Raw genomic sequence first — 17,441 nt, forward strand, 5'->3', positions numbered from 1 at the left:
AGCAGCTGCTTCATCGCTCGCAAAATGATCGATACTCATCACACATACCTTTTCCCTCAGCCAGTCAACCTGCGCTTGCTTTTCTTATTGGTTATATTCCCTTCATTCAGCAATTGCCTGAACCGATTCAAATCAAAAAATGACTGTGCAAGGTATCTGTACCGATTTATCCCTTCAGAAACGTGGAAACCCTCGGCAAGAAGTTTACAATTAAAAGGAGGAATTTGATGGAAAAATTTTACCAGCAAAAGACTGAAGAGACCTTGAAACATTTTGAAAGTGACCGCAAGCAAGGCCTAAGCGGGAAAGAAGCTGACAAACGCTTAGAAAAATACGGAGAAAACACGATCCAGCAACAAGAATCCCTTTCTGTATGGGAATTGCTGTGGCATAACTTGAACAACTTGATTGTTTATTTATTGCTAGCAGCTGCGTTACTCTCTTTTGCGATGGGGGAAACGATTGAAGGAATTGCAGTATTGATTGCCGTGGTGATTGCTGTAATGACAGGCTTTATCACAGAATTACGAGCACAAAAATCAATTGATTCTCTTCAAAGTATGATTTACACTACCGCAAAAGTGATTCGTGATGGAGAAGTAATGGAGATCGAGTCGGCAAAAATCGTTCCAGGCGATATTCTCGTTCTGGAAGAAGGGGATGCCATTGCGGCAGATGCCCGCTTACTTGAAACGAGCAACTTTGCCTGCATCGAATCAGCGCTGACCGGTGAGTCAGAAGCTGTTGAAAAAGATGCACGAGAAACCTATGAAGAAGATGTTCCACTAGGCGATCGCCGCAATGTCGTTTTCGCAGGAACTGCGGCAACTCGGGGAAATGCCTATGCTGTAGTGACAGAAACCGGTATGAAGACCGAGGTCGGAAAAATCAGTGACATGCTGACGGGTGACAAAAAGCGTCAAACGCCGTTAGATATCGAATTGGACAAGCTAGGAAAAGCAATCATTATTGCCGCGCTTTTTGCTGCGGTGGCAGTTTTGATCGCTGGGGTCTTGACGAATCAACCATTTGTCGAAATGATCCATATCTCGATTATTTTGGCGGTCGCAGCGATACCTGAGGCAATGCCAGCCGTTTCGACGATCACATTGTCCCGAGGCATGCGGACGATGGCCGAGCACAAAGCACTGGTCAAATCGTTATCAGCCGTTGAGACTCTGGGCGCCACCAGCATCATTGCCAGTGACAAAACGGGGACGCTGACCGAAAACCAAATGACGGTTGCTGAGATCATTTTAGGTTCCGGAGAAATGTTCAAAGTGACAGGAAATGGATATGAACCCAACGGAAAATTTTACAAGGCAGATTCGGAGGATGAAACCGAGATCGATGCAGTCAATCATGATGCGCTGCAAGGGATGATCGAAAACGGTGCTTTATGTACCACCGCCACCTTACGTGAAAACGAAGGGCAATACGAGATCCTCGGTGATCCAACAGATGGGGCGTTCGTCGTTTTAGGTCAAAAAATCGGCATCGATCGCCAAAAAGAGCAGGACAGCGGGCTGAAGAAAATCGCAGAAATGCCCTTTGATTCCGACAACAAATACATGGTGACTGTGTATGAAGGAAAGCAACGGACATTGATCATCAAAGGGGCACCAGATGTCTTGATTGATTTAGCCGATGCTGATGCCCAAGAAAAAGAACAGCTTCATGAATACAATGACACGTTAGCCAGTCATGGGCAGCGGGTGATCGCTGTCGGTTGCATCAAGGATTATCAAGGTGGAACGGACGAAGCAGAGCTGAAAGCAGCACTGCAGAAAATCAAGATCCAAGGCTTTGCGGGCATCGTCGACCCGCCGCGAATAGATGTCAAAGAAGCAGTGAAGGTTGCCCAAGAAGCGGGGATCCGAGTGAAAATGATCACGGGGGACCATCCGAAGACGGCATCCATGATCGCCAAAGAAATTGGCTTAAAAGACCATGAAAAAACCATGACTGGTCGTGAGATCGATGAATTGGCAGGGCAAGAAGGCTTTAACGAAAAAATCGAAGAAGTCGCTGTCTTTGCTCGAGTTTCACCAAAAAATAAATTACAGCTTGTGGAAGCGTTGCGTGAAGAAGGCGATATCGTTTCAATGACTGGCGATGGGGTCAACGATGCGCCAGCACTCAACGGCGCCGATATCGGGATCGCCATGGGGATTCGGGGGACAGAAGTAGCCAAAGAATCTTCCGATATGATTTTGACGGATGACCGTTTTGGAACGATTGTCGATGCTATCAAAGAAGGACGCATCATTTTTGACAACATCAAAAAATATGTTTCCTTCCTGTTCTCTTGTAATATGGTTGAGATCGTGACGATCTTTCTAAGTGTCATTTTCTTGATGCCCATGCCGATCCAACCGCTGCATATCCTATTCTTGAATCTAGTCATTGATATTGCTCCAGCCATGGCATTAGCCTTTGAACCAGCTGAAGACGACATTATGAAGCGCCAGCCCCGCACAAAAGCGGATGGCCTCGTTAACAAGCGTTTCTTGGGACGCATCATTTTAAGTGGGGTCGTGATTGGTTTGGTGGCGTTTGGCTTCTTCAATTTCCTGATGCTGACGGATCACGAGTTGCTTTATGCACAAACAGCAACCTTTACCTTTATGGCAGTGGCGCAATTAATGCATATTTTCAACGTTCGTAAGAGCAGCGGCTTTGGTTTAGACAAAACCCTCTTGAAAAACAAACCATTGATGGGGGCATTGCTCCTTTCCGTCGGCTTACAGCTTTCAGCGGTCTATGTACCGTTTATGAATGAGCTATTGGATACGATGCCGATTCAAGCTGGCACGTGGGGCATTATCTTCGCTGCTGCAGCGATCTCTACACTGATCGTGATGGGCTTGAAGAAACTCTTCCAATTAAAATAAAATATATTCTACCGTATTTTCTCAAAACTGGAGTCACGAAGACCCGCCGCCTGATGGTGTACCTTTATCAAAGAATTTCTGTTTCGATTCTTGATGAGGTTCGCCTAGCTGCGGGTCTTTTTTGCTTACTCTTTACAAGCAAAAGAAAATGATTTATACTTGACTAGTCAACAGTTGACAAGTCAACGATGGAAGGAGCGGTTCATGCAATGAATTTACGTGAGCTAAGCGGATTGCTGTATCGGATGAAAATCGTGAATCAAGAATTAACGGCGATCTTTGAAAAAGAGACTGGCTTTAGTCTGACCCGTTATCAGTTGCTGCAGTTTTTGAATGAGCAAGGACGCTGTACCCAAAATCAAGTACAGAATGAATTGAAGATCGATAGTGCAGCGGTCACTCGGCATTTGAAGATTCTCGAAGAAAAACAATTTGTGACACGGGAACGAAACAAAGACAATAACCGCGAGATTTTTGTTTCTTTGACACCGAAAGCACAAGCCGATTTGGCTAGTTGTGCTTCAAAGCATGCCAGTTCTGAGGAGTCGTTAGGCATCAATTTGACCGAAGAAGAAGAAGCACAGCTTCTAACATTACTTATGAAATTAGTTCCATGAAAGAAGGCAAACCCATGACAGAATACAGCAATAACAATTTTTCAGAGATCACCTTTGGCCGAAAATCGGTTCGTGTCTATGATGAAACCTACAAAATCCCCCATGAAGAAATGTTGACCATGATCCAAGAGTCAACGACAGCACCTTCCTCAGTCAATATGCAGCCTTGGCGCTTTGTCGTTGTGGAAAGCGATGAGCAAAAAGCAAAATTGAAACCGTTGATTCGTTTCAACGTCCGTCAAAATGATACCTCTTCTGCAATGGTCTTGATTTTTGGCGATATGCTTTGTCATGAACTTGGGGAAGAAATTTATAACAAAGCAGTAGCAGAAGGCAAAATGCCAGCGGAAGTACGTGACCAACAATTAGCAGCGATCATTCCGCATTACGAAAATCTTACAAAAGAACAAATGAATGATGTGGTGAAGATCGACGCTAGTTTAGCAGCGATACAATTTATGTTAGTTGCGCGGGCGCATGGCTATGAAACCAACCCAATCGGCGGCTTTGAAGCAGATCAATTAGCCGAAGCTTTTGGCTTAGACAAAGAACGTTATGCTCCTGTTATGATCCTTTCAGTCGGAAAAGCCAAAGAATTAGGCTATGAATCCGTTCGGTTAGACGCAGAACAAATTACGACATTTCTATAAGAGGAGGGAAAACGATGGAAATCATCAATGCAACGTTTTACATCAAAGAAGAAAAGCGGGAAGATTTTTTAGCCGCTGTTACGCCATTATTAGCATCGGCGAGAGCTGAGGAAGGCTGCCACGGCTATCATCTCTATGAATCATTGGAAGAGAACAATCGGTTTGTCATGGTCGAAAAATGGGCGAATCAAGAAGCGATCACCGCCCACAATCAAACCCCGCTGCTGCAACAATTATTCCAACAAATGCCTGACTTTGCAGCCAAACCGAGCGAGATCGTTGTCGCTCATCAAGGAGAATAAAGATGACGATTTTATCGACGATTTTGATTGTACTGGTTGCCTTAGAATTTTTCTATATTCTCTATTTAGAAACATTTGCCACTACGTCCAAAGCAACAGCGCGGGTCTTCAACGTGACGAAAGCAGAACTTGAACGACCGATTGTTGTGACCTTGTTCAAAAACCAAGGAGTTTACAATGGGCTGATTGGTTTGGGGTTACTGTATAGTATTACCTTTGCTTCAGCGCCATTGGAAATCAGTCGCTTGCTGTTGATCTACATTATCTTAGTAGCAGCATATGGCAGTGTGACTAGCGACAAGAAAATTATTTTGACCCAAGGCGGCCTAGCGATCCTTGCCTTGCTATCCACCTTTTTTTAACCAATAAAAGAAGAAGTCCCCCGATCGAAGAAAGCATTTCTATACAATAGAAGCTTTCTTCGATCGGGGGCTTTTAATGTTTGGGCAAAGAGTACTCAGAACGTGAAAAAAATGATAGGATAAGAGAAGGGACTAACGATTTTCTGGACGTAAGCTGGTTGCTGCAAATAAGGCTTTTACTAGAATGGGTGTTAAGATCGCAGCTGTGATCACCTCAGAGATTCCATTCGTTATAGCGATTCCACCGAGGGTCACGAATAAAGCCGAAGCATCGACACCATAGGTAGTGGCAACTAAGCCAGTATATAAGGTTCCCATCAACGTTAAGACCAAAACTGTATTGGTGATGGTCCCAAAGATTGCTGCAACAATCGAAGCAGCGACGACCTTTTTGGTCTTTTTGTAAATGATCGTAAACAAGAGACCAGCCACTAAGCCAACCAACACACGGGGAACCACCGAGATGATTGGGTTGGTGAAAACGGCAATGTCTAAGGGTGATGTCGGAGAGGTAAACGCACGGATCATGGTAAAAATCCCCCAGACTAAGCCGATGAACATCCCGTCTTTTGTCCCTAAAACGATGGCAGCGACGATCACCGTGATATGGATGATCGTTAAACTAGTGATACCGATCGGAATAAATCCAAGGAAAGGCACCATCGTCTGTAAAATAATAATAGCAGTCAAAATGGCACGAATGACAAGGCGATAGGTTTTGCTTTTTGTATTCATTGTAAAAACTCCTTTTTTATAATGACACTCGTGTCATTTTTAAGTTAGGTTGATTATACAACAAAATGACACGAGTGTCATTGATAATGTGATGAAAGGAGCCAAAAAAATGGCAAAGAAGCAACAGAGCGAATTGACTACAGCGGAAAAGAAAAAACAACAAAAGCGTGATTTGATTCTTGAAAGTGCCAAAGTCGTCTTTAGTAAGAAAGGCTTGATCGATGCGACAATGAAGGACATTATCGAAGAGTGCGGCATTAGTCGTGGTGGCATTTATTTATATTTTCGTTCGGTGGATGAGATTTTTTTGGCAGTGTTAGAGCAGCGCTCCAAACGAAAATTTGATGATGTACGAGAGATGATCATGGAGCAAGTGCCCTTTGAAACGATTTTAAACAAATATTTTTCCGACCATCGCAAGCGTCTACTCCACAGCATTTCTGACGGTATGCTGCGAGCCGTCTACGAGTATTACTATACGCATAAAACCGAAGCCTCCAGTTCCCTGCAGCAAGCACAACTTTCTGAGACGAAACGGACAATCCATGAGATCTTTCAAGTCGGCGTTCAGCAAGGTGTGTTAAAAGATGAAAACTTGGCAGTGATTGCAGAAAACTATATGTTCGTGATTGAAGGATTGGGGATTTTGGCTCTGACCGGTCACATCACAGAACAGACCATTGATGACCAAATCGCTGTAATGAGACAACTACTCCCTTATCGCGAATAACCCAGACAAAAAACTCGCTCTTTTCTAGAAAACACTAGGAAGGAGTTTTTTTCGTCTGTAAATATTTTGTGAATCAAGCATATTTTGCAGAAAATTAATGTAATAAAAGTGAAATCTACAACATTATTTATTTTTTCTTAAGAAAAAGGACTTTTTCTATGAAGTTTTCTTGAACAGCTGGTAAATAGGGATTCACTAGGGGTGTAGATCGCAGAGGAGTGGGGAACATGCAATAAAAAAACAGAGTTTATCTGTGTAACTAAAATGTAAATCGCTTACGGATCGGGTTTGCTGCTGAACTATGGTAAAATGAAAATGGTCAAATAAATGAAAAAAAAGTTTTAAAATTGAATTTGGAGGATCGGATGAAGAGGAAAATCTTTGCAACAGTGTGTATGTGTGGCATTGTATTGTCATCATTCGGCGGACCTGTGACCGTTTTTGCTACGAATCACGATCAATTGATCGAACAAAAAAATAACGAAATTGATCAGTTGAGACAGCAACGTCAAAGCGTACAAGGGGAAATTGATGGATTGTCTGCAGAAATTGATTCATTAAATCAAGAAGCAGCAATCATTTTAGCGCAGCAAAGTGATTTGTTGCAAGCGATCGAAGGATTGGATCAAGAAATCAGTCAGTTAGAAGAGCGGATTGCCAAACGCTCAGAAAACATCGAAAAGCAAGCCAGAGAAACACAAGTCAATGGAAAAGGCGACAATTTTCTAACAGCCGTACTAGAAGCTGATTCTGTCAGTGATCTAGTGGGTCGGGTACATGCCATGACGACGATCATTCGAGCGAATAATGAAGTGATCGAACAGCAAAAAGCCGATCAACAAGCAGTTGAACAAAAGCGTGCGGAATCACAAGAAAAAGTGGCAGAATTGCAAGCAGCACAGAGCCATCTGGAAGCACAAAAAGGTGTCTTGGAAGCAAGCCAAGCAGAATTAAATGTCTTAGTTAGTCAGTTAGCCTACGAAGAAGCAACGAAAGAAGAAGAAAAAGAACAGCTGCGTGCGGAAAAAGAAGCCTATGAAGCGGAGCAAGCAAGAATCCGTGAAGAAGCTGCCCGTGTTGCTGCTTTACAAGCCCAAGCGGAACAAGCGGCGCAACAGCAGGCAGAACAAGCTGCAGCGGAAGCAGCAGCCTTGAATGAAGCGGCTGTTCAAGCAGAGGGCACCGAATCTGACGCAGGAGCAGAGAGCCCAGCGCCAGTGGAAGAGCCAGAAGCGCCAGCAGAAACGCAGCCAGAGGAAACGCAAGAATCTGAACCAGTTGAAACACCAGAGGCTCCAGAAGAAGCACCAGTAGATACACCAGAAATTCAAGAGCCAGAAACACCAGTGACACCTGCAGCACCAGAGACGCCAGCGGACAGTGCACCTGCAGTTCCTGCACCAACGCCAGCACCGACGCCCGTTACACCAACACCGGCGCCAACGCCTGCTCCGTCACCAGCGCCGATCGTGACGCCGCCAGCACCTTCTGCACCAGCATCAACAAATGGTGCTGCAATCGTGGCAGAAGCTTATAAGCATATCGGAAAACCCTATGTTTGGGGTGCCAAAGGACCGGACAGCTTTGACTGTTCTGGGTTTACTCGCTATGTCTTTTTACAAGTAACAGGAAGAGATATTGGTGGATGGACGGTACCACAAGAAACAGCGGTTACATTGATTTCCGTTAGCCAAGCACAACCAGGAGATCTATTATTCTGGGGTTCATCAGGCAGCACCTATCATGTAGCCATTGCTTTAGGTGGCGGACAATACATTCATGCACCACGCCCAGGACAAATGTTTCTGTTGGCAGTACCGCTCATTTTACACCTAGCTTTGCAGTAAGAATGTAAGAACTAGCTAGCTGTAGTTTTAAGGAGAGACAAATGGAAGAAAGAAAACAGCTTCGTTATCGTGCGAAGAAACAAAGAAGAGGACTTCTTTACCGTAAAAGTGCGGCGGCAACCGCTGCACTTGTTAGTACGGTGAATATTTTGCCGATGAATGTTTTAGCAGATACACTTGAGTCAGCAGAAACCCAAAATGGTGTTCAAGTAGTTGAAACAGCAGAGTCAACCCAAGACACATCGACGCAAGATTCCGTGAGCATTGTAGAAGATCAAGAAGTCAACGAGGGATCACCAGCAACGCAAGATAGTACCGATCCATCAGAAGCTGAAAGTTCGGATGTAGTAGAAATTCAAGACGTACCCGATAATGAACCAGCAGATTATGCTTCAGAACAGAATGAAGCAGAAATCGATCGTGACATTCCTGTTCTGTCAGAAGAAGAGCGGATCGCCATTGAAACGAAGGTCATGCCCAACTACAACAATCCAATGGCACGATCTAATAATCAGCAAGCATTTATTCAGCAAGTAGGACCAATGGCACAAGAAGTTGCGGGGGCAAATGACCTCTACGCTTCAGTCATGATTGCGCAAGCGATCTTAGAATCAGGTTGGGGGCAATCCACGCTGACTACTCTTGCCAATAATATGTTTGGTATCAAGGGATCTTACAATGGACAGTTTGTAGAGATGCAAACCATGGAAGATGACGGGAATGGCAATCTCTATCCGATTATTGCGAAGTTTCGTAAATACCCCTCATTAAAAGAATCTTTTCAAGACAATGCGCACGTTTTGAGAACCACCTCATTCTCGCCGGGTGTTTTCTTCTACCATGGGGCATGGAAGTCTAATACGAATTCTTATCGTGACGCGACACAATGGCTGCAAGGACGTTATGCCACCGACACGGCTTATGCAAGTAAGCTAAACAACTTGATTGAAACGCACAATTTGACCCAGTATGATACATCAAGTGGTGGCGGCTCAAATGATAATAACAATAACAATAATAACAATTCTGAACAGGCGATCAATAAACAATTCAGAACAAATGCAGCACTCAATATCCGTTCGGATGCTTCCACCAGCGCCTCGATCGTGGGTTCATTGGCTGCCAATGCAACATTTGAAGCAGTAGCGCAAAAAAGCGGCACCAGTGTGAACGGCAATACGACGTGGTACCGAATTCAAGGACGTGGCTGGGTAAGTGCCGCTCACGTGACGGAGATCTCATCGAATACGGGTGGGGATGATAACAACAATAATGGTAATAACAGCGAGAACAACAACGATAACAACAATGATGATAACAATGATAACAGCAACGGCAACAACAATGCCGAACAAAGCATCAACAAAGAGTTTCGCACCACCGCTGCCTTGAACATCCGTTCCGACGCATCGACTAGCGCTTCTGTTGTCGGCTCCTTGGCAAGCAATGCAACATTTCGAGCAGTCGCTCAAAAGACGGGAACGAGTGTCAACGGCAACAATGTGTGATATCGAATCCAAGGACGCGGCTGGGTGAGTGCTGCGTACGTAACAGAAGTCAACGCTGGAAGTAATAGCTCTGAACAAAGTATCAACAAAGAGTTTCGTACAACGGCAACTCTGAACATTCGCTCCGATGCGTCTACCAGTGCAAGAATTGTCGGTTTATTGGTGAACAATTCCTCTTTTCGCGCAGTTGCGCAAAAGACGGGAACCAGTGTTAATGGCAACAATGTCTGGTATCGAATTGAAGGGCGTGGCTGGGTAAGTGCAGCGTACGTTCAAGAAACGAACGCTTCCTCATCAAACAGCACCACCTATACTGTACGTTCGGGAGACACTCTATGGGGGATTTCGCAACGCTACGGTGTAACTGTGAATCAGTTGATGCAGTGGAATAACCTTTCTGGCTCATTGATTCTGGTAGGGCAACGTCTTGTAGTCCGTAGATAAAAAGAAAAAACATCTGTACCCATGTTTGTGGCGATTAGCCAAACTGGGTACAGATGTTTTGTTTATTCTTCTTTAAAGCTGTTCATGATCGCTGTTAATTCCTCTTTTGAAGAGTCGTATAAGCTTTCTAACGTCCAGCCATACAACTGAACGTAATTATTTTCGGTTTCAAGTACATAATAAATATAGTGGATATTTAGCCCTTCAACTGTCGCAGGGAAATCAACGAAATAGGCCTTTGTGTCAGGAATTGGTAAAAAGGTGGCAGTCGTATCGAAGCTCGTTGCCAAATTTTCTTGAACCAATCCGAGATAAGTTTCTAAATCGGCAAAATCCTGTTTCGATTCAACGACTGCAGCTAAGTATTTCGTTTCTAACGCATCGGACAACATGAAATCATTGTCAGGGTTCAATGAAGTGAAATCAGGTACCTCTTGCCAATTGCTAGGCAAATCGATGGTATAGTTTGTTCCACTCACGCCTGTGATGGTCTGTTCCGAACTTGGTAAAGCCGCTTCGCTAGAAGAGACCGTCGATTCTTGGGCGACTTCGGTTGACGATGTCATAGATAAGCTTGTAGCGCTTGCATTTTCCGTACTTTCTGAAGCTGGTTTCTCCTCTTTTGGCGTGCAGCCAGCAAAAAGAAGTGTGAACCCCAATAAACTAAAAACAACACTTTTTTTCATTATTCTCACGTTCCCCTATTCTCACGTTCCCCTTTGTTTTTTATTTTCAAATAACCAACATTATTTAGTTAATCGTATAATAGGAAAGGAAATAACGCAATAAAATATTCTCAGTTATTGCATGAATCGAAAAAAATAAAGGGTTGCTAAATAGTAAATTTAAAAAATAAAGCGGAAATAACGGACTGTTACCGCTTATTTTCACTTTTTTCTTAGATTGATGCAAAAGTTGATTATAAATACGGGGCGACTTTTGCTATGCTTTAGAAAAGAAAGGAAGCATTAAAAGAATAGTGAAGTTAAAAATTGTGTCGGTTATATCTATAAAATAATAGTGTGTTTTTTATGTATCTATTTGTTTTGAATAATTGTCAGAATTTTGTTGCGAAATACTATGGCTTCTTTCGATACAAAAAAGGCGACATCAGCGACAGTTGGATAGAGAAAGATAGCTTAAAGTGGCGAAGAAATAGAAGAAACATATGATCAACGTTTAAAAATAATGGAACTAGGGGGAAGGAAATTGTTTTATCAATCAGTAAATGAGTATCTAGTAAAAATGAGAGAAGGATTATCTGCTGAAACCATTAAAGATGAAATGCCATCAGTCTATGCGTACTGGTTAGCACAGGAAGCAGAATTGAAAAAAATATTGAAAAACAAAGACATGGCTTTTTGGATGGATATCCAAAGAGTTCTCTTGATCGATGCAAAATTAGTATTACTTCGCAGTTACATCAATGACTACGATTTTCATGGATTTTCCGAAGATGAGATCATTGCCAATGTGGAACAAGATCATTTTACCTTTAACAAAGAACTGTGTGGCTATAGTTTGAAAGAACAAGTGCATCCATCAATTATTTTTGGTGATCAATAAGCAACGAAAAAAAGAACGTTCAAACGAGGAATAAGCTACTGCACTGATTCAAAATAAGACCGATTGATTTGTGGTATGATTGTGATGACAAGTACGATTGCACAAATCATTGTGATAGTTTGAAAAGGAGCGGAGAAGTATGGTTCAATTTGAACGGATCATTTTATTGTTTTTCTTGTACTCATTTATCGGATGGCTTTGGGAAACCATTTATTGCTCGCTAAAAGCCAAGCACTTTGTGTATCGGGGGTTCCTTATTGGTCCGATCACACCCATCTACGGCTTTGGAATTCTTGGCGTTGTCTATTTGTTACGGCCATTGCATGAGCAAGTGATTCCACTGTTCTTTGCGGCAGCGTTGTTGGTCACCGTGCTTGAATATATGACAAGTTATTTACTTGAGCGGTTTTTTCATGCCTCATGGTGGGATTACAAAGAAGTACCACTGAATATCAATGGACGGGTGGCATTGCCGATTTCTCTTTTTTGGGGCGTGTGTTGTGTGCTGATTGTTCGATTTGTTCATCCACAAATGCTGGAGATCGTGCAAACCTTGATTGCTCGGGTCGGATTCTTATTGCCCGTTTTCTTATTAATGGTTCTTTCTTTTGATATGGGCTATACCCTTGCTAACTTGGTTGCCTTTCAGAAAGCGGTGCAACAAGTCAATCAAGCCTTTGAACAGCACAAAAAAGAATTGGCTGAAAATATTGAGCAATATAAAAACGATTGGCAAGGGCGCTTCGCAGCGTTTCCAGAAGAATGGCGCGTATTAAAACAAAATCTACCGAGATTGAATTTCCATCAAAGAAGACTCTTAAAAAACTTTCAAAAGTTAGAAATCAATCAGATAAAAAGCAGTCAGGAATTGTCTCGATTTATCGAAGCGATCCGTAAGAAAAAATAGGTTTGTTACGGTTAGATTACAAAAAATAAACCCTTATCAATGCTGATTCTTCCCACTTCTGACTGATTTCAGTTGAAAAAGACGATGAAAACACCCACTTTTACGATAATTTGTAATAAATTGTAAAGGTCCTGCAATAAAATTCTTCTTAAGAATTTGTATAATAGGATATGTTGGAAACCATAGTGAGAAGTGAGGGAATTTTTTGAAGGCAAAGAAACTACGAACAATCGTTGTCGCTGTCTTTGCGGCAGGAATCGTTTCTCCAATCTTTGCGCAGGCTGAGTCACTTGAATCATTGCAAGAGCAAGAAAGTGCCGTCATGCAGCAAAGTCAGGAAATCAGTACGGAAGTACAGATTGCATTGACTGATGTGAATGCGAAATACAGTGAGGTAGAAGAGCTAAAAGCTCAAATCGCTGAAAATGAAGAATCATTAGCAACAACCAAAGCAGAAATCAAAACTGCACAAGAAACAATTGAAAAGCGTGAAGCAGTCGTTGCGGAACGTATGAAAGACATCCAAGTCAATGGCGGGGCAACCAGAGACTGGACGGTACTGTTAGAATCATCCAACATCCAAGATTTTATCAATCGTGCCTATGCGATGACGATGTTACAAAACTTGGAAAAAGAAAAGATCGATTCGTTGACAGCAGAAAAAGAAAAGCTGGAAGCTTTAGAAGAAAAAGCACAGTCAACACAGCAATCATTGAAAGAAAATCAAACCGCATTAGAATCTGAAGCCAAAACACTGGATTCAAAAATTGCGAATCTACAAGCCCAATTGAAAGAAAACGAAGCAACCTTGGCACAAATCGCTTCCAGCAAAGAAGCTGAAACAGCTCGCTTAGCTGCTGAAAAAGCAGCAGAAGAACGGGCAGCCAAAGAAGCAGCGGAACAAGCAGCGAAAGAAAAAGCTGAAAAAGAAGCAGCTCAAGCTGCTGAACGTTCAAGCGCTTCTGAATCCCAAGCGTCTGCTTCATCGAGCAGCAATACGACTGAAAGCAGCAGCTCATCATCAAGCAGCTCTTCAAGCAACAACAATAGCCCGAACAGCAGCTCAAGCAATACAACTAACAACAGTAATAACAATAGCAACAACAGCAATACAAGTAGTGGTCGAACATTGATGATGGAATCAACTGCTTACTCGTATAAAGAAGCTGGCTCTAGTTTCTTTACAGCAAGTGGGACAGACTTACGTAAAAATCCAATGGCAGTTGCCGTTGATCCAAGCGTGATTCCGTTAGGCACCTTAGTCAATGTTGAAGGCTATGGCGTAGCACTAGCGCTTGATACGGGTGGTGCAATCAAAGGAAACATCATTGATGTTCACTTTGATAACGTCGCACAATGTAGACAATGGGGACGTCGTCAAGTAAAAGTAACGATTCTTGATTAATCAATTAACTAGCAAGAAGCAGCTCACTGAATGAAGTGGCTGCTTCTTTTTTTGCTTTTAATGGAGGAAGGCATAAGAAGAGAGCGTATCGCTGCGTCAGTTCTGACACGAACGATACCGCTCTGGATTTATTGTTAAACTGCTCACAAGCTCTTACGATCGTTCTCAGGAGCATTTTTTGAACAGCTTGGTCAGAAGGAGGAGAACAGAGGGTGCACGATTATCAAGGATTGAAATTGGCATTCAATTTCTCTTCTAATGCTTCCCAGTCGTGCTCATCGGGAAAGGTTTTGAATAGCAAATAATCAATGTCTTGGGCATATTCGGTAATATATTCCGTATAGTTGGTAACGATCAAATCAATTTGATTTTTTTCCAAATAGCCTGCCGACAATTCATTGGAGTCTGGAAAATAAAATGTCCGAGAGCTGCGCAAATAACGAACAGATTTGCATTTTAATAATTGGCATAAATAAAAGGGGCCTTCGAATAAAAAAGCGATATTTTTCTTTGCTTGCCAGTACAACGATTTAATAGAAGTAACGTACATCGTAAGACTCGTTCCTAAGTGCTCCAGTGTGTTACTGTCCCAAATTTCTCTGGCTAATGGTTGCGTCAACAGATAGTTTTTAAATAGATGGTAATCATCCGTATATGCCTCTTCGACAAATTGAACGGTATCAGAAATCATATGGTTTAATAAAGGGGATAATAATTGCTTGATTTTTGCTACCGTAAAAAAGGACTCCACTAAGAGCCGGTCACGAGCGCTATCTTGTGTATCCGGCAAACAATCTTTGACAAAGGCTGCCGCAAGCTGCTTAATTTCAGGCCAATGATTATACTCTCTGCAAAAGGTTTGTTCGATCGCCAAGTTGCTGATTGAGCGACGGGTTTTCACTAGTAAGAACAAATAAAGGACTTCCTCATAGGGAAGTTCTTTTTGGTATTGTTCACTCATTGCCTCGTTGATTTCAGAAAATAGCCGAAAATCATTATACTGCTCGAATATTTTTTTTATTTGCTTAGGCAACTCGATACGTTGACCTGCACAATGGCGCTCAAAGGTGATATACAAGTAATAATTGAATTCACCAAATGAACAAGCATGTTGGTCGAGTTGATAACATCTTGAAAAAGCACTAGCAGTGATATTTTGGATGGCGATCGGCGGAAAGATCGTATGGGCAGTAATTTCTGATTCATAATAGAAATCATGGAAAAACTTGCGAATATTGATCTCCTCACCGAGAAAGCAAATAGGATTGGTTTGAATCTCTAAACGATAGAAAGAAAAAATCGGTTGCACTTTCCGTAAATAGCGAAGAACAGTGCTTTCTGATATATGGTATTTCTCGGCCCATTCTGATGAGCTATAAAGATCATTGTGGAAAATACTTTCGATGATATGGAACAAAATCTCATCGGCAATCAGCGCACGTTTTTTCGTTAAATACACAGCGGAATGTTTGATTGAAAAAATATACCCCTTGTGAGAAGAGTCGATCGATAAACAGTCGCCAAAATACTCTTTTAGATCCGTCACGTCCGTAACGATTGTTCGCGTGGTACTTCCTGAAATCTTTGCCAAACCTTGAGTCGAACATTGATAATTTTTCTCGAATGCCATCAAAATTTTCAGCCATCGAATCGTTGCAGTATTGGTAATAAAATTAATTTGAAAATTTCTCAAGACGTGGCTCCTTTCATGAATAAAATCGCAAATCTTACTTATTCATCTTAATGAAGATAGGGAAGAAAAAACAAATCACGTATTTCATCGGTTGGTGAAATCTATACCTGAGTATGTGCAAGATTTTTTGCATTTTTTATAAATCAACTGATGATTGGCATATATATATATATATATATAGGTAGAAACACGTTTTTTCAGTGCAAAAAAGGAAATTGATGGGCATTGAATAGTATGAGAGAGGTGATAATTTTATTACGACAAAATAAAAATTGAATGATTAACTATATTTGAAACAAACCGATAGCTGATGAAAGGGCGGAATTGAGGGGGAAAGTCAGTTTATGGAAGATAACTTATAATTTTAACAGGAACGATTGGTGTAAATAAATAGTAACTGCGAAGGAAACCCTATGTGCCCCAAGAAAAATATTCAGTTTTGTCCAACCGATTTATAATAACAACAAAAGCATTTAACTTTTCTTTCTGAAATTCTTATCTTTTCTATTTATAATGAAAAGATGTTGAGAAAATGAATGAATATAATCTCTTATGGTTATTTTTCTATGATGTGACAACTCTCAAAGACGATGAGAATAACGATTATCACTGAATTATTTATTATTTAAAATGAGGGTTTAAAAAAACTGTCAAGTATGCTACACGTTATTTATGTATATTTAAAATAACTGATATTTGCCATTATATAAGTCTTTTGTTGATGAAAAATATACCTTTAAAAAGAAAAAACAGGAATTTCCTTTATTTAATGATACATTTCTCTTATAATAAACTAGAATTGCCTTTATTATGTGAGACGAAGGCAGCATGCTTAAACAAGCACAATTGAATTAGGGAGTGTGTTCATGGGAAAGCCGTTAATAAAGACTTTGACTGTGTTAGCTGTGGGAATCGGAGCCATCGCAATATGTTTGATAGGTTACCGACAAAATAACCAAAGACAATATCAGCAACGAGTCGAATACGCACAGACAGCGATTGCAAGCGAGCGAGAGCGCTTAAATGAACTGTCCGGAGAAATTGCTGGTATGTACAGCAACGAAGAGCAAACGTTTTTACGAAGTGATCTTAGCGAAGAAGAGGTTTTGAAAACTGTCGCGAAACTATCAGCAGTAAAAGTATCTGCAGATGATTACGGAATCGAAGAGAGCGCATTGCCGAGCGAATCTGTTGAGATTCAAGAAAAGAAACAAGCGCTGGATGATCAACTAAAAGAGATCGAGGCAAAAGTGAAAGTACAAGCTAAGACAGCAGCGTTGTTTACTGAAGGTGTTTCGAATTGGCAAGCTGCTGAGAACAATGTCACTATTAAAGAGGATCTAAAAGAAACGGACTTAGGGAATGTTCGTGAGGATTTAAATTTTCTTGAAGATGGTCCATGGAAAGACCTTGTTTCTGCTTATTTAGAGTTTGCGACCACTCAATTGGATCGCATTACACAAATTCAAGCCAGCTTGAATGCTATGCTGCAAGAAAATGTTGTAACTAGCGAGGTGACTTTGGATGGCTATTTAGCTCTGATTGACAGCATCAATCAAGTGCGAAATCAAGTACTTAAAGATTCTTTTACAGAGTCCGCTAATTCAATTGCGGCACAAATGGGGTATACAGGCTATACCAGTTATATACCCTCAGCTTCAACTGAAAGTTATTCTGACGATACATCAACAGGAGACGGTACTGGAACAGACATGAGTTCAGCGTCTTACTATTAAATAAGTTGAATCTTGCTGAAGGAAATTTTAGATAACTGGAGGAAA

At 41.7% G+C, this 17,441-nt stretch carries 13 protein-coding genes and 2 pseudogenes; 12 read left to right on the forward strand and 3 right to left on the reverse strand.

The window, feature by feature from the left end; all coding sequences use genetic code 11:
- Window positions 1-227: 227 nt before the first annotated feature.
- The 5 genes from QN079_RS05545 (at window position 228) to QN079_RS05565 (ending at window position 4,825) form a co-directional block, all read left to right on the forward strand.
- A complete protein-coding gene (locus QN079_RS05545) occupies window positions 228-2,894 on the forward strand; it encodes a cation-translocating P-type ATPase (protein ID WP_142971574.1) in 2,667 nt (888 codons plus the stop codon).
- Window positions 2,895-3,103: 209 nt separating this feature from the next.
- A complete protein-coding gene (locus tag QN079_RS05550) occupies window positions 3,104-3,511 on the forward strand; it encodes a MarR family winged helix-turn-helix transcriptional regulator (RefSeq protein WP_008378808.1) in 408 nt (135 codons plus the stop codon).
- Between the two features lie 14 nt (window positions 3,512-3,525).
- Window positions 3,526-4,161, forward strand: a complete 636-nt coding sequence (locus QN079_RS05555) for a nitroreductase family protein (protein WP_289230491.1) — start codon at window positions 3,526-3,528, stop codon at window positions 4,159-4,161.
- 14 nt (window positions 4,162-4,175) lie between these two features.
- Window positions 4,176-4,463 (forward strand): putative quinol monooxygenase, encoded by a 288-nt coding sequence (locus QN079_RS05560; RefSeq protein ID WP_142971578.1) that lies wholly within the window; start codon window positions 4,176-4,178, stop codon window positions 4,461-4,463.
- A 2-nt stretch (window positions 4,464-4,465) separates the two neighbouring features.
- On the forward strand, window positions 4,466-4,825 hold the full coding sequence (locus tag QN079_RS05565; RefSeq protein ID WP_016613516.1) for a DUF1304 domain-containing protein: 360 nt from the start codon (window positions 4,466-4,468) through the stop codon (window positions 4,823-4,825).
- Window positions 4,826-4,957: 132 nt separating this feature from the next.
- Here QN079_RS05565 and QN079_RS05570 read toward each other — a convergent pair whose 3' ends face one another.
- Window positions 4,958-5,560, reverse strand: a complete 603-nt coding sequence (locus QN079_RS05570; RefSeq protein ID WP_142971580.1) for an ECF transporter S component — start codon at window positions 5,558-5,560, stop codon at window positions 4,958-4,960.
- Window positions 5,561-5,669: 109 nt separating this feature from the next.
- Here QN079_RS05570 and QN079_RS05575 point away from each other — a divergent pair, with 109 nt between their 5' ends.
- The 3 genes and pseudogenes from QN079_RS05575 to QN079_RS05585 all read left to right on the forward strand — a co-directional run bounded on the left by QN079_RS05575 (window position 5,670) and on the right by QN079_RS05585 (window position 10,089).
- Entirely contained in the window at window positions 5,670-6,290 is a 621-nt protein-coding gene (locus QN079_RS05575) for a TetR/AcrR family transcriptional regulator (RefSeq protein ID WP_015509375.1), read from the forward strand.
- Between the two features lie 365 nt (window positions 6,291-6,655).
- A pseudogene (locus tag QN079_RS05580) lies at window positions 6,656-8,145 on the forward strand (C40 family peptidase).
- A 33-nt stretch (window positions 8,146-8,178) separates the two neighbouring features.
- Window positions 8,179-10,089: pseudogene (locus QN079_RS05585) on the forward strand (glucosaminidase domain-containing protein).
- A gap of 62 nt (window positions 10,090-10,151) precedes the next feature.
- Here the strand turns inward: QN079_RS05585 and QN079_RS05590 are convergent.
- Complete coding sequence (locus tag QN079_RS05590; RefSeq protein WP_015509378.1) at window positions 10,152-10,775, reverse strand: hypothetical protein; 624 nt, start codon at window positions 10,773-10,775, stop codon at window positions 10,152-10,154.
- A 502-nt stretch (window positions 10,776-11,277) separates the two neighbouring features.
- On the opposite strand from QN079_RS05590, the gene QN079_RS05595 reads away from it, so the two are divergent.
- The 3 genes from QN079_RS05595 (at window position 11,278) to QN079_RS05605 (ending at window position 13,967) form a co-directional block, all read left to right on the forward strand.
- On the forward strand, window positions 11,278-11,655 hold the full coding sequence (locus QN079_RS05595) for a DUF7006 family protein (RefSeq protein WP_016608130.1): 378 nt from the start codon (window positions 11,278-11,280) through the stop codon (window positions 11,653-11,655).
- Window positions 11,656-11,794: 139 nt separating this feature from the next.
- Window positions 11,795-12,562: a putative ABC transporter permease gene (locus QN079_RS05600; RefSeq protein WP_142971582.1), complete on the forward strand. Its 768-nt coding sequence runs from the start codon at window positions 11,795-11,797 to the stop codon at window positions 12,560-12,562.
- Between the two features lie 205 nt (window positions 12,563-12,767).
- Window positions 12,768-13,967 carry a 3D domain-containing protein gene (locus QN079_RS05605; RefSeq protein ID WP_194186019.1) on the forward strand — a complete coding sequence of 400 codons (1,200 nt, stop codon included), beginning with the start codon at window positions 12,768-12,770 and terminating at the stop codon, window positions 13,965-13,967.
- A gap of 223 nt (window positions 13,968-14,190) precedes the next feature.
- Here QN079_RS05605 and QN079_RS05610 read toward each other — a convergent pair whose 3' ends face one another.
- A complete protein-coding gene (locus tag QN079_RS05610; protein ID WP_289230492.1) occupies window positions 14,191-15,660 on the reverse strand; it encodes an AcpB/EbpR/MafR family transcriptional regulator in 1,470 nt (489 codons plus the stop codon).
- An 866-nt stretch (window positions 15,661-16,526) separates the two neighbouring features.
- Here QN079_RS05610 and QN079_RS05615 point away from each other — a divergent pair.
- Entirely contained in the window at window positions 16,527-17,396 is an 870-nt protein-coding gene (locus QN079_RS05615; RefSeq protein ID WP_194186017.1) for a hypothetical protein, read from the forward strand.
- The last annotated feature ends 45 nt before the right edge of the window (window positions 17,397-17,441 follow it).

Source organism: Enterococcus sp. FZMF, assembly GCF_030263915.1.
Classification (GTDB): Bacteria; Bacillota; Bacilli; order Lactobacillales; family Enterococcaceae; genus Enterococcus_D; species Enterococcus_D casseliflavus.

Excerpts from the sequence above, each read along its gene's own strand:
- QN079_RS05545 (WP_142971574.1), top strand. The coding sequence starts at position 228 with ATGGAAAAATTTTACCAGCAAAAGACTGAAGAGACCTTGAAACATTTT.
- QN079_RS05550 (WP_008378808.1), top strand. The coding sequence starts at position 3,104 with ATGAATTTACGTGAGCTAAGCGGATTGCTGTATCGGATGAAAATCGTG.
- QN079_RS05555 (WP_289230491.1), top strand. The coding sequence starts at position 3,526 with ATGACAGAATACAGCAATAACAATTTTTCAGAGATCACCTTTGGCCGA.
- QN079_RS05560 (WP_142971578.1), top strand. The coding sequence starts at position 4,176 with ATGGAAATCATCAATGCAACGTTTTACATCAAAGAAGAAAAGCGGGAA.
- QN079_RS05565 (WP_016613516.1), top strand. The coding sequence starts at position 4,466 with ATGACGATTTTATCGACGATTTTGATTGTACTGGTTGCCTTAGAATTT.
- QN079_RS05570 (WP_142971580.1), bottom strand. The coding sequence starts at position 5,560 with ATGAATACAAAAAGCAAAACCTATCGCCTTGTCATTCGTGCCATTTTG.
- QN079_RS05575 (WP_015509375.1), top strand. The coding sequence starts at position 5,670 with ATGGCAAAGAAGCAACAGAGCGAATTGACTACAGCGGAAAAGAAAAAA.
- QN079_RS05590 (WP_015509378.1), bottom strand. The coding sequence starts at position 10,775 with ATGAAAAAAAGTGTTGTTTTTAGTTTATTGGGGTTCACACTTCTTTTT.
- QN079_RS05595 (WP_016608130.1), top strand. The coding sequence starts at position 11,278 with ATGGAACTAGGGGGAAGGAAATTGTTTTATCAATCAGTAAATGAGTAT.
- QN079_RS05600 (WP_142971582.1), top strand. The coding sequence starts at position 11,795 with ATGGTTCAATTTGAACGGATCATTTTATTGTTTTTCTTGTACTCATTT.
- QN079_RS05615 (WP_194186017.1), top strand. The coding sequence starts at position 16,527 with ATGGGAAAGCCGTTAATAAAGACTTTGACTGTGTTAGCTGTGGGAATC.